At 68.3% G+C, this 12,416-nt stretch carries 10 protein-coding genes; all 10 read left to right on the forward strand.

Features of this window, described 5'->3' with window-relative positions; translation table 11 throughout:
* The first annotated feature begins 32 nt into the window (after positions 1 to 32).
* The 10 genes from F464_RS0123175 to qhpE all read left to right on the forward strand — a co-directional run bounded on the left by F464_RS0123175 (position 33) and on the right by qhpE (position 12,387).
* The gene (locus tag F464_RS0123175) at positions 33 to 2,396 is read left to right on the forward strand and encodes an efflux RND transporter permease subunit (RefSeq protein ID WP_018992251.1); all 2,364 of its coding nucleotides are present in this window, start codon (positions 33 to 35) and stop codon (positions 2,394 to 2,396) included.
* A 10-nt stretch (positions 2,397 to 2,406) separates the two neighbouring features.
* Positions 2,407 to 3,378: a WD40/YVTN/BNR-like repeat-containing protein gene (locus F464_RS0123180; protein WP_018992252.1), complete on the forward strand. Its 972-nt coding sequence runs from the start codon at positions 2,407 to 2,409 to the stop codon at positions 3,376 to 3,378.
* Between the two features lie 21 nt (positions 3,379 to 3,399).
* On the forward strand, positions 3,400 to 3,879 hold the full coding sequence (locus F464_RS0123185; protein WP_018992253.1) for a tellurite resistance TerB family protein: 480 nt from the start codon (positions 3,400 to 3,402) through the stop codon (positions 3,877 to 3,879).
* A gap of 47 nt (positions 3,880 to 3,926) precedes the next feature.
* Positions 3,927 to 5,429: an aldehyde dehydrogenase family protein gene (locus F464_RS0123190; RefSeq protein WP_018992254.1), complete on the forward strand. Its 1,503-nt coding sequence runs from the start codon at positions 3,927 to 3,929 to the stop codon at positions 5,427 to 5,429.
* Between the two features lie 67 nt (positions 5,430 to 5,496).
* Positions 5,497 to 7,104, forward strand: coding sequence for a quinohemoprotein amine dehydrogenase subunit alpha (gene peaA, locus F464_RS0123195; RefSeq protein WP_018992255.1), 1,608 nt, complete (start codon positions 5,497 to 5,499; stop codon positions 7,102 to 7,104).
* Between the two features lie 19 nt (positions 7,105 to 7,123).
* A complete protein-coding gene (gene peaB / locus F464_RS0123200) occupies positions 7,124 to 8,554 on the forward strand; it encodes a quinohemoprotein amine dehydrogenase maturation protein (RefSeq protein ID WP_018992256.1) in 1,431 nt (476 codons plus the stop codon).
* A complete protein-coding gene (gene qhpC, locus F464_RS0123205) occupies positions 8,551 to 8,871 on the forward strand; it encodes a quinohemoprotein amine dehydrogenase subunit gamma (RefSeq protein ID WP_015436625.1) in 321 nt (106 codons plus the stop codon). The genes peaB and qhpC overlap by 4 nt, the downstream gene beginning before the upstream one ends.
* Before the next feature lie 18 nt (positions 8,872 to 8,889).
* Positions 8,890 to 9,963 carry a quinohemoprotein amine dehydrogenase subunit beta gene (gene peaD / locus F464_RS0123210; protein WP_232429019.1) on the forward strand — a complete coding sequence of 358 codons (1,074 nt, stop codon included), beginning with the start codon at positions 8,890 to 8,892 and terminating at the stop codon, positions 9,961 to 9,963.
* A gap of 10 nt (positions 9,964 to 9,973) precedes the next feature.
* Complete coding sequence (locus tag F464_RS0123215; RefSeq protein ID WP_018992258.1) at positions 9,974 to 11,695, forward strand: ABC transporter ATP-binding protein; 1,722 nt, start codon at positions 9,974 to 9,976, stop codon at positions 11,693 to 11,695.
* A complete protein-coding gene (gene qhpE / locus F464_RS0123220; RefSeq protein WP_018992259.1) occupies positions 11,692 to 12,387 on the forward strand; it encodes a subtilisin-like serine protease QhpE in 696 nt (231 codons plus the stop codon). The genes F464_RS0123215 and qhpE overlap by 4 nt, the downstream gene beginning before the upstream one ends.
* The last annotated feature ends 29 nt before the right edge of the window (positions 12,388 to 12,416 follow it).

A 12,416-nucleotide genomic window follows, 5' to 3' on the forward strand; every position in this document is an offset into this window, starting at 1 on the left:
TCCGTCGGTGCCAGCCCAATGGATACCCCGACATGATCGAAAAACTGGTGCTGGCGATGCAGCGCGTGTGCTTCAGGCACCGTCTGCCCATCCTGCTTGCGCTGCTCGGCTTCACTGTGGTGATGGCGTTGTTCGCGTCGCGCCTGCACATGAGCGCGGGCTTCGACAAGCAGCTGCCGCAGAACCATGAATACATCCAGACCTTCAACCAGTATCGCGAGGTGCTGTTCGGCGCGAACCGCATCATCGTGACCGTCGAAGCCACCAAGGGCGACATCTGGAACGAGAAGGCACTGACCAAACTTTACGACGTGACGCAGGCGCTGTTCTTCATGAAGGGTGTCGACCGCCGCACGGTGACCTCGCTGTGGACGCCGAACACCCGCGCGGTGCAGATCACTGAGGAGGGCATGAAGGCCGAGGACGTGATCGGCGGCGACGTGACGGTGAAGGCGCTGACGCCGGAGAACATCACCGCGATCCGCGAGCGCACGATCGTCGGCGGTTTCATCGGTTCGCTCGTTGCGAACGATTCGTCGTCGGCGATGGTGGTCGCCGAACTGGCCGACCCCGATCCGCAGACCGGCGCGCGCCTCGACTATGCGGAGTTCAGCCAGCGGCTGGAACGCGAAGTGCGCGAGGCTTTCAGCGATGGCGATGTGCGTATCCGCATCATCGGCTTCGCCAAACAGATGGGCGACATCTCGGAAGGGGCGACGAGCGTGATCGAGTTCTTCGCGCTCGCCTTCCTGCTGACCGGCGCGGCCGTCTATTGGTACACCCGCTCCTGGCTGCTGACCTTCCTGCCGCTGTCGTGCTCGCTGGTGTCAGTGGTGTGGCAGTTCGGCACGATCACGCTGCTGGGCTTCGGCCTTGACCCGCTGGCGATCCTGGTGCCCTTCCTGGTGTTCGCGATCGGCGTGTCGCACGGCATCCAGCAGGTGAATTACATCGCGAAGGAGGTTATCAACGGCGCCGACGGCTACACGGCCGCGAGCCGCAGCTTCACCGGCCTGCTGGTGCCGGGCACGCTGGCGCTGATCACGGCCTTCGTCGGCTTCGCGACGCTGGTGCTGGTGCCGATCCCGATGATCCGCGAGTTGGCAATCACCGCGTCCGTGGGCGTCGCGTACAAGATCGTGACCAACTTGATCATGCTGCCGGTGGTCGCGAGCTATTTCCGCTTCGACGATCGTTTCGTGCTGCGGGCGACGAAAATGGAGGGGTTGCGCAATCGCACGATGGCCTCCCTCGGCATGCATATCGCGAATCCGCGCAATGCGGCGATCGGTACGTTGGTGTGCCTGGTACTGCTGGCGGTGGCGGTGTGGCAGAGCCAGGGGCGGCACGTCGGCCATGTGTTGCCGGGCGCGCCGGAGCTGCACGACGACTCACGCTACAACCGCGACGTCGAGGCCGTGGTCGCGCGCTATGCGCTGGGGCTGGACCTGCTGACGGTGGTGGTGGAATCGCCGGCCGACGGCTGCTACCGCCAGGACATCATGAGCCATGTCGACCGGCTGACGTGGTACCTGGCGAACGTGCCGGGCGTGCTGTCAGCGCAGTCCCTGCCGGCGATGACGAAGCTTGCGGCGTCCGGGGTCAATGAAGGCAATCCGAAGTGGGCCGCGCTCCCCGCCGAAGAGCTCACGCTCGGCGAGGCGGTGCGCCAGGTGCCGGAAGGCATGCGTCTCTTCAACGCGGATTGCACGCTGCTGCCGGTGAACCTGTATCTGGCCGATCACAAGGCTTCGACGATCAAGGAGGTGGTCGCCGCGGTGAAACATTTCCGCGAAATGCAGCCCTTCCCTGGCGTGACGGTGCGACTCGCGAGCGGCAACGCCGGCGTGCAGGCGGCGACCAACGAGGTGGTCGAGCATTCGGAGCTGCCGATGATGCTCTATGTGTACGCGACGATCCTGGTACTGGTGTTCGCGGTGTATCGCGACTGGCGCGCGATGATCGCGTGCTGCCTGCCGCTGACGCTGGCGACCTTCCTCGGCTACTGGTTCATGAAGGCGCTCGACATCGGCCTCACGGTCGCGACGCTGCCGGTGATGGTGCTGGCGGTGGGGATCGGCGTCGATTACGCGTTCTACATCTACAACCGCCTGCAGATGCATCTCGCGCACGGCGAGGACATCGTCACGGCGTTCAAGCAGGCCTTGCGCGAGATCGGTGTGGCGACGGTGTTCACCGCGGTGACGCTGTCGATCGGGGTGGCGACCTGGTCGTTCTCGGCGCTGAAGTTCCAGGCCGACATGGGGATGCTGCTGACCTTCATGTTCATGGTGAACATGATCATGGCGATCACCTTGCTGCCCGCGCTGGCGGTGACGATCGACGTGCTGATCCCGCGCCGCGGCCCGGTCCGTGCGCCGCTGATGGCCCACTGAGGGGGACGCGATGAAGACAGGCAATCGTATCGGGCAGACCTTGCTGGGCCTGTGCCTGGCAGCAAGCGCCGCGGTGTTCGCGGCTGCGCCGGCCGAAGCGGCGAAAGTGCCCGCGCCGGCGATGAAGGCCAGGCTGGCGGCGAAGGTGCCGGTGACGGGGCTGGTGCGCGCGGGCAATGCGCTCGTCGCGGTCGGCGACTACGGCACCATCGTGCGTTCGGCCGACGAGGGCAAGACCTGGCAGCAGGCCGAGGTGCCGGTCAGCGCGCTGCTGACGGCGGTGCATTTCGTCGATGAACGCCTCGGCTGGGCGGTGGGCCACGGCGGGGTGATCCTTGCGACAACCGACGGTGGCGCCAACTGGCAGCTGCAGGCGACGCTGGACGACAAGCCGGTGCTGCTGTCGGTGTATTTCGCCGACGCGCAGCGCGGCTATGCGGTGGGCGCGTACGGCACGGCTTTCCTGACCCTGGACGGCGGACACAAATGGGCGCGCCTGGCAGTCGGCAGCGGCCATGACGCCGACCTGCACCTCAACCACATCTTCGGCACCCGCGACGGGAAGCTCTTCATCGCCGCGGAGACTGGCGCGGCATTCCGCTCGACGGATCGCGGCACGAGCTGGACGAAGCTTGCGACCGGCGTCTCGGGGTCGCTGTGGAGCGGGCTCGAGCGGGCGGATGGCGAGGTCGTGCTGCTGGGGATGAGCGGGCGCGTGATCGCGAGTCGCGACGGCGGTACCACGTGGCAGGTGCGGGAGACCGGCACCGAGCAGTCGCTGACGTCCGGGATCGCGACCGCCAATGGCGGGCTGATCGTCGTCGGCGCGGGGGGAGTCGTGCTGCGCGGTGCCGGCGGCGAGCCGCTGCAGCTCGAGGTGCGCGCGGACCGGCAGAACCTCGCCGCTGTGGTCGCTGCGCCCACCGGCAGCGTCGTCATTGCTGGCCAGTTGGGCGTCGAACGGCTCACCCCCAACAAATAACAGGGACAGGGAGACCTGCGCATGCTTACCAAACTGATGGCGCTGCTGTCTGGCGAAGTCCAGGCGGAAGGCCTTGAAACAGGCCCGTTCGAGCGCCGCCATATCGCCGTTGCCGCGCTGCTGCTCGAAGCGATGTACATCGATCACCGCGCGAGCGAGCGCGAGCAGGCGGCGATCAAGCGCCTGCTGTGCGAGCACTTCGCGCTGCCCGAGGAGGCCGCCCGCAAGCTCGTGGAAGTGGCCGACGAGCGCTTCGCCGAGGTGCTGGACGATTGGGAATTCGCCGAGGCCGTGCGTGCGGGCTTCAACGCGGCCGAACGGCGCGAGGTGCTGACGATGCTGTGGGAGGTCGCCTACGCGGACGGCGATCTCGAACGGCTCGAGGAGCGGCTGGTGTCGCGGCTGGGGCAGCAGCTGGACATCGATGCGGAAGGCGTGGATGCGGCGCGGGCAACCGCGGTCGCGCGCGCCGGCCTGATCGACGACGGCCCCGGCGGCTGAGCCGTCATTCCAAATACAAACCAACCAAGAACAGAGGAGACAGATTCATGGAGCATTACCACGGACAACTGCTGAGCGAAGGCACGCGGCGCTTCCTGGAGCGGCCGCGGCGCATGCTGATCGGCGCCGAGTGGGTGGAGGCGGCGAGCGGCGAGACGCTGGCGGTGGTCGATCCGGCCTGCGGCGAGAAGTTCGCGTCGGTGCCCGCGGGCGGGCCGGAGGACATCGACCGCGCGGTCGCTGCGGCGCGCCGTGCGTTCGAATCGGGCGACTGGCCGAAGATGCGCCCGGTCGACCGCGAGCGCCTGCTGCTGAAGTTCGCCGATCTCGTTGAAGCGCATGCGCAGGAACTGGCCGAGATCGAGTCGCTCGACAACGGCAAATCGGTGGTCATGGCGCGCCACGTCGACGTGGCGCTGGTGGTGGATTTCCTGCGCTACATGGCGGGCTGGGCGACCAAGATCGAAGGTTCGACGATGGACGTGTCGGTGCCCATCGTGCGCGACCGCGAGTTCTTCGGCTTCACGCGGCGCTCCCCAGTCGGCGTGGTCGGCGCAATCATCCCGTGGAACTTCCCGCTGCTGATGGCGGCGTGGAAGGTGGCGCCGGCGCTCGCGACGGGCTGCACGATGGTGCTGAAGCCGGCCGAGGAGACGCCGCTGTCGGCCTTGCGCTTCGCGGAGCTGGCGCTGGAGGCGGGCTATCCGGCGGGCGTGTTGAATGTCGTGACCGGTCTGGGCCACACCGCGGGCGCGGCGCTTGCGTCGCACCACGGTATCGAAAAGATCGCCTTCACCGGCTCGACCGAGATCGGCAAGCTGGTCGGCAAGGCGGCGCTCGACAACATGACGCGCGTGTCGCTGGAGCTCGGCGGCAAGAGCCCGGTGATCGTGCTCGACGACGCGGACGCTGGCGCTGCTGCGGCGGGTGCGGCGCAGGCGATCTTCTTCAACCAGGGGCAGGTGTGCACGGCCGGCTCGCGCCTCTTCGTGCATAAGAGCCGCTTCGACGAGGTCGTCGAAGGCCTGGCGGGGATCGCGGCGGGCATGAAGCTCGGTGCCGGCATCGACCCGACGACGCAGATCGGCCCGCTGGTGTCGGCGACGCAGCAGAAGCGTGTGCTGGGCTACATCGAGAGCGGTTTCGCCGAGGGCGCGCGCGCCGCGACCGGCGGCGCAGCGGGGGAGGGCGCGGGCTACTTCGTGAAGCCGACGGTGCTGGTCGATACGAGCGACGACATGAAGGTGGTGCGCGAGGAGATCTTCGGTCCGGTGGTTGTCGCGATGCCCTACGACGATCTCGACGAGGTCGCGCGGCGTGCGAACGACACCCCCTACGGGCTCGCCGCGAGCATCTGGTCGAACGACCTGTCGCGCGTGCATCGGCTGATCCCGAAGATCCAGGCCGGCACCGTGTGGGTGAACTGCCACAACATCCTCGACAACGCGATGCCTTTCGGCGGTTTCAAGCAGTCCGGCATCGGTCGCGAGATGGGGCGCGCGGTGCTCGATCTGTACACCGAATCCAAGTCCGTGATCATGGCGCTATGAGTGCGGCGCGCCGCCGCGTGGCAGTTGATGGGGCGGCGCATTTCCTCACCGGAGAGTGGAGACAAAAGTGAAGGCGGAGACCACAAGACATACGCGCAGACGTCTGCGCACCGCCGGCGCCGTGGCGCTGGCGCTGGGGATGGTGGGCGTGATGCCCGCCGTGGCGGCGCAGGACCCCGGCCGCGACGTGATCGACAAGAAATGCGCGAGCTGTCACCTCGAAGACGGCAAGCTCACGCGCATCCCGGAGATCCGCAAGTCGCCCGAAGGCTGGGACATGACTGTCGTGCGCATGGGCATCTGGCACAAGGTCGAGCTGAGCGCCGAGGAGCGTCGCGCGGTGGTGAAGTACCTCGCCGACCGGCAGGGCCTCGCACCGGCGGAGGCCGCGCCGTTCCGCTTCCTGACCGAGCGGCGGCCCAACATGCAGGACACGCCGCCCGACGACGAGATGGCGCAGATGTGCGGCCGCTGTCACAGCTACGGGCGCGTCGCGTTGCAGCGGCGCGACGAGGCCGAGTGGCGCAAGCTCATGCACACCCACCTCGGCCAGTTCCCCAGCGCGGAATACTCGGCGCTCGGGCGTGACCGCAACTGGTGGGAGATTGCGCGCGACAAGATGCCGGGCCGGCTGGCGGAGATGTACCCGAAGAACACCGATGCGTGGCGCAACTGGAGCGGTGCGAAGCACAAGCCGGCCGACGGGCGCTGGATCGTTGCCGGCGAGCGTCCGGGGTGGGGTGCCTATACGGGCACGATGACCGCGACGGCGAAGGGCAAGGACCGCTACGAGGTGAGCTACGAGCTGCACTTCGGACCCGGCAACACGGTTCGCGGCAAGGGCGAGTCGCTCGTCTATACCGGCTATGAATGGCGCGGCACGGCTCAGCTCGGCAACGAGCACACGCAGTCGATTTTCGCACTGAGCGAGGACGGCGCGCGCATGAGCGGGCGCTGGTTCCTGCGCAAGTCCGAGGAGATCGGCGCCACGTTCGAGGCGGTGCGGGCCGACAAGGCCGCGAAGAACGTGCCGGTCGCCATCACGCCGCACATGCTGCGGGCAGGCGAGACCGCGACGGTGACGGTTGCGGGCGCCGGGCTCGATGCCAAGCTCGATTTTGGTCCGGGCGTCGAGGTCGTGGAGTGGCTGGGCAAGTCGGCCGAGCAGCTGAAGCTGCGCGTGAAGGTCGCTGCCGACGCGGCGCCCGGTCTGCGCAAGGTCGCGGTGGGCGGGCGCGAGTCGGACAGGACCGTCGCCGTGTATCGCCAGATCGACTCGGTGCGCGTCGAGCCGGCCTTCGGTGTCGCACGCGTCGGCGGCGGCACGAATCCGCCAGTGACCGCGCAATTCGATGCGGTTGCCTTCCTCAACGGCGCCGACGGCCAACCCGGCACCGACGACGATGTGCGCCTTGGCAGCGTGCCGGCGACGTGGTCCACCGAGCCCTTCGACGAGCGCGCCAAGCATGAAGAGGATCTGAAGTTTGCCGGCCACATCGAACCGCACGGCCAGTTCCTGCCGTCCTTTGCCGGCCCCAACCCGGCACGTCGCGGCCTCAACAACGTCGGCAACCTGTCGGTCGTAGCGACGGTCGCGGACGGCGGGCGCTCGCTCAACGGCAAGGGCCAGCTGGTTGTCACCGTGCAGCGCTGGAATCCGACGCCGCTGCGTTGAGGGCAAAGGAGAAAAGACAATGACCACGACATTGCAGGTGCAACCCCACAACTACCGTGCGATCCGCAAGGGCGACCGGCAGGTCCTGCTGCACGTGCCGACGACCTCGATCTTCGAACTGGACCCGGCCGCGTCCGACCTGCTCGGGCTGTTCGAGTCGGCGCCCGCGGTCAGCGCGGACGACATCCAGAGCCGCTTCGACGGACGCTACACGCCCGCCGAACTGTGCGACAGCCTCAGCGACTTCATCGACCTCGGCATCGTCGCGCCGCAGCCCAAGCACTACGAGATCCCGGCCCGCGTCGTCGAGCGCTCGCCCTTGAAGACGCTGGTGCTGACGCTGACGACCGGCTGCAACCTCGGCTGCAGCTACTGTTACCGTGAGGATCTGACTTCGCCGAAGAACTCGTCGGTGATGGACTTCCAGACCGGCTCGCGTTCAATCGACCTGCTGATGGAGGAGGCAAGCGAGCACGAGCGCGTCGGCATCGTCTTCTTCGGCGGCGAACCGCTCACGCGCATCGCGGTGATCCGCGACCTCGTCGAGTACGCCGAAGAGAAGGCCGCCGCGGCCGGCAAGGAGGCCGAGTTCTCGCTGACGACCAACGCGACGCTGCTCACCGACGAGATCATCGACTTCCTCGACGCGCACCGCTTCGGCATCACCATCAGCATCGACGGCGACCAGGCCCAGCACGACCGCCATCGCCGCACGATCGCCGGCGGCGGCACCTACAAGACGGTCGCGATGCGGGTGAAGCGGCTGCTGGAAAAGTACAAGTCGAAGCCCGTCGGTGCGCGCGTCACGCTGGCGACCGGCAACCTCGACGTCGCCGGCATCTACAAGCATCTGCACGACGAGCTGGGCTTCTTCGAAGTCGGTTTCGCCCCTGCGACCGCCGGGCCGGATTCGCCGGTCGGACTGTCGCGCGAGGAGCTCGACATCGTCTTCGAGGCCTTCAAGGCGCTCGGCCGGGAGTACATCAGCGAGGCCAAGCGCGGCCGCCGCCACGGCTTCGGCAACATGCAGCAGCTGATGACCGACCTGTGGATGGGCACGAGGAAGGTGCTGCCCTGCGGCGCCGGCGTCGGCCTGCTGGCGGTCGGCACCAGCGGCAAGATCTCGCTGTGCCACCGCTTCACCGGTTCCGAACTCGAGACCTTCGGCGACGTCGAGAACGGCATCGCACGCGAGTCGCTGTCGGCTTTCATGACGCGCGCGCAGGCCCCGCACGGCGCCTGCCAGGTCTGTCCGGCACGCAGCCTGTGCGCCGGCGGCTGCTACCACGAGTCGTATTCGCAGAGCGGCGACCCCTTCCAGCCGACCTTCGAGTACTGCGACCAGATCCGCGAATGGACGGCCTTCGGCCTCGAAGCCTTTGGCGAGATCGCGCTCGCCAATCCGGCGTTCTTCAACGCCGCCATCGAACAAAGGAGTGCCCTGCAATGAAACGACTGCGAGCCCTGAACCACAAGGCGCACCTGATCGAACAGGCGGCCACCGACGGCCACCGCGAGGAAGTGCAATTGATGAGCAGCGTCGTCGGCTGCACGACAACCTTCGACCCCGGTTGGGAAGTCGACGCCTTCGGCGGACTGGCGAGCCTGTGCCAGCCGATGGAAGCCGACCTCTACGGCTGCACCGACCCCTGCTGGTGGCCGGCCCAGCTCGCGGACAGCCTCAACACCGCGCGCGACTGGACCGACGGCAAGAACTCGGCGCTGCGCGACTGGCGCGAACTGCAGACTCTTTTCCCGGGAGACTGAGCGATGAGGATGCTGCCCATGAAGAAGGCTCTTGTGGCGCTGTGCTGCGCCGCGGCCTCGCTGCCCGCGCTCGCGGCCGAGTACCTGCTGACGGTCACGCGGCCGAACAACCTGCACGTCGTCGACCCCGCCAAGCGCGAGATCGTCCGCACGATCACTTTGCCGGGCGACGGCATACCCGGCGCGATCGCGGTGCCGAAGGACGGCAAAATCGCCTACGTGCTGACGAACCGCATGGAGAGCGTGGTCGGCGTCGAGATCGACACCGGCAAACCGGTGTTCCGCGCCGATTTCTCGACGCCGCAGCGTCGCGTGAAGGGCTTCTTCGCGGTCGCCGTGAGTGAGGACGGCAAGGAGCTCTACGTCCACCAGGCGCCAGTGCAGCTCGGCCGCGCCGAGTACAAGGTCGAGGACACCTACATCGCGGTGTTCGACACCGCCGACGGCATGCACGCCAAGCCGCGCCGCACTTTCCCCGCGCCACGCCGCATCAGCCTGATGGCCGCCACCGGAAATCCCGACCACATCATCGCGCTTGGCTGGGACATGTACCTCTTCAATACGAAGACTGGCAAGCTCGAAAAGACCTTCCCGGTCCGCCACTGGAATCGCCCCGGCATCGGCGAACCGGACGTGCTCGCGATGTGGGGCACCTTCGAGCAGGCGCGGGCCCTTTCGACGCCGTATTTCGTCGCCAAGACCGATGCCGCGCCCGACTCGGCCGAGGCCTTCAAGGCCGGCATCGCCGTGTTCGACCTCGACAGCGAGACGCTGAAGGTCAAGGAGTTCGAGAACGCGACGACGGCGATGTTCTCGTCCGTGATCAACCCGGCCGCACGCAACGAAGCCTTCCTGGTCATGAACCAGCTCACGAAGGTCGACGTCGACACGGGTCAGTTGCTGAAGCGCAAGGACCTCGAACAGACCTTCTACGCGATCAACATCTCGGGTGACGGCAAGGAGCTCTACATCGGCGGTGCGCTCGACAAGATCGCGATCTACGATGCCGCGAGCTTCGACAAGAAGGGCGAGATCACGATGCCCGGTGGGGCGGACCAGTCGATCGGCTGGATGCGCGTGGTGAAGCGCTGAGGGCGGGGCGGTGATCGGGCTGCGCTCGGATCGCTCCCTGCACCTGCAGGCATTCGCCTGGGCGCTACCTTTGCTGCGCGAACGTGCGGGCACGGTCGCGGGCGTCGTCGTGCTGTCGTGCATCGGGTCGGCGGCGGCGCTGCTGCCCCCCTACCTGACGCAGCGCCTCGTCGACGAGGGCATCGTCCGCGGCCGGGTCGATCTCGTGCTCCAGCTCTGCGTCGTCTTCCTCATCCTGATGATCGGCGGCGTACTCGTCGAGACGCTCTCGCGCCTCAGCTACCTGAAGCTCTCGGCGCACATCCTCTTCGGTCTGCGCGAGCAGGTGTGGCGCCACCTGCAGACGCTCGCGCCGACCTACTATGCCCGCACGCGCGGCGGCGAGATCCTCTCGCGGCTCGACGGCGACGTTGCAGAAGTGCAGCGCTTCGCACTCGACGCGCCGATGGCGCTGCTGAATGGCGTCTTTTCGCTGGCCGTCGCGCTGGGGCTGATGCTGTCGCTCAGCCCGCAGCTCACCGCGCTCGTCTTCGCGCTCGTCCCGCTTCAGGTCGCTGCGCTGATCTTCTCGCGCCCCTGGCTCGAACGGAGCACGCAAGCGATGCGCAAGGAGAGCGCCGCGATGTCGAGCTTCTTCGTCGAATCCCTGCGCGCGATGAAGTTCATCCAGGCGACGAACGCCGCGCGCCGCCAGGAAGCCGGCCTGCGCGCCCACCACGGCGACTACTTCGCCGCGCTGCGCCGCTCGCAGATCGCCTCGCTCGGTGCCGGCGGCCTGCAGCGCGTGCTGTCCGGTCTCGGCGTGCTGCTGGTGTTCGCGGTCGGCGGCTCGCTCGCCGCGGCGGGGGACTTGTCGGTCGGCGTCGTCGTCGCCTTTATCGCGTACACGACTCGCGCTGCAGGCCCCTTGCAGACGCTCGCCGGCGTGTTCATGGGATGGCAGCGCGCGAAGGTCAGCCTGCAGCGTATCCGCGAGCTCGCCGCCGAGCGGCCGACCGTGCAGTCCCCGGCGCAGCCCGTGCAGCTCGCCGAGCCCGTGCGCGGCGAGCTGCGCCTCGATGCCGTGCGCTTCGGCTACGCTGCCGAGGCCGTGCTCGACGGCGCGACGCTCGACATCCCGGCCGGCGCCAAGCTCGCCCTCGTCGGCGCGTCCGGCGCCGGCAAATCCACGCTGATCGACCTGCTGCAGCGCCATTACGACCCCCAGGCCGGGCGGCTGCTGCTGGACGGCGTGCGCCTCGACCTGCTGGACCTCGCCGAACTGCGCCGCCAGATCGTCGTCGTCGACCAGGAGCCGGTGCTGACGCCCGGCAGCATCCGCGACAACCTGCGTTTCGTCGCGCCGGATGCCGACGAAGCAGCGCTGCTGCGCTCGCTGGACCTCGCCGGCCTCGCCAGGCTCGCGCACACGGGCGGCCTCGACAAGCCGGTCGGCGCGATGGCGGCGGCCTTGTCGCGCGGCGAGCGTCTGCGCCTCGCCCTGGCACGCGCGATCCTGCAGGATCCGGCGGTGCTGATCCTCGACGAGACCACGTCCGGGCTGGACCTCCCGGTCGCGCAGGCGATCATCGCAGCCGTCGACCGCGTGTTCGCCGGCCGCACCCGCATCCTCATCACGCACAACCTCGCGTCCGTCGGTGTCGTCGATCGCGTCGTCGAGCTGCGCGACGGCGGCCTCGTCGAGCCCGACCCCGTCCGGACCGCCGCGCCGTTGCTGAGGGTCGTCCAGTGAGCGTGAAGATCGGCATCGTCGACGGCGGCTTCACCGGCATCCCGCCGCACGCCCTGCATCGCGCGGCGAGCTTCGTTCCCGCTCCGGACGGCGGCGTGCAGCGCGCCGCTGCCGTCGGCCGTCCGCTGCCCCACGGCGAAGCGGTGGCGACGCTCGTGCTCGACGCCACCCCGACTGCCCGCCTCCTCGATGCCCGCATCGCGTCGCACCGGCACGCGCCGACGCCCGCCATGGTCGCGGCGGCGGTCGACTGGTGCATGGAGGAGGGCGCGCGCGTCATCAACCTGAGCCTGGGCCTGCTCGAAGACCGCAGCGTGCTGCGCGAAGCCTGCGCACGCGTTCTGGCGCGCGGCGTCGTACTCGTCGCCGCGGCCCCCGCGCGCGGTACGCCGGTGTTCCCGGCAGCCTACCCCGGCGTGCTCGCCGTCAGCGGTGATGCGCGCTGCGCAGCGGGGCAATGGTCCTTGCTCGGGGGCGAGACCTCCAGCGGTGCAGGCTGGGGCTGTTCGCCGGCCGGCGCGGGGAGGACGCCCGGTGGCGCGAGCATGGCCACGGCGCGCTTCACCGGCATCGTCGCCCGCTTCCTCGCCGACTTTCCTTCCGCAAGCCCCGAAGGGCTCGCGGAGCACCTCGCCGCCCGTGCTGCCTGGCATGGGCGGGAACACAAGAGAATCGCGGAGATCGATTCATGACAAGCACACCGCACACCCCCACCCCCACC

It is taken from the genome of Aromatoleum toluclasticum ATCC 700605 (assembly GCF_000378245.1).
In the GTDB taxonomy this organism is placed as follows: Bacteria; Pseudomonadota; Gammaproteobacteria; order Burkholderiales; family Rhodocyclaceae; genus Aromatoleum; species Aromatoleum toluclasticum.

Coding starts and splice junctions, on each gene's coding strand:
- F464_RS0123175 (WP_018992251.1), top strand. CDS start 33: ATGATCGAAAAACTGGTGCTGGCGATGCAGCGCGTGTGCTTCAGGCAC.
- F464_RS0123180 (WP_018992252.1), top strand. CDS start 2,407: ATGAAGACAGGCAATCGTATCGGGCAGACCTTGCTGGGCCTGTGCCTG.
- F464_RS0123185 (WP_018992253.1), top strand. CDS start 3,400: ATGCTTACCAAACTGATGGCGCTGCTGTCTGGCGAAGTCCAGGCGGAA.
- F464_RS0123190 (WP_018992254.1), top strand. CDS start 3,927: ATGGAGCATTACCACGGACAACTGCTGAGCGAAGGCACGCGGCGCTTC.
- peaB (WP_018992256.1), top strand. CDS start 7,124: ATGACCACGACATTGCAGGTGCAACCCCACAACTACCGTGCGATCCGC.
- qhpC (WP_015436625.1), top strand. CDS start 8,551: ATGAAACGACTGCGAGCCCTGAACCACAAGGCGCACCTGATCGAACAG.
- peaD (WP_232429019.1), top strand. CDS start 8,890: ATGAAGAAGGCTCTTGTGGCGCTGTGCTGCGCCGCGGCCTCGCTGCCC.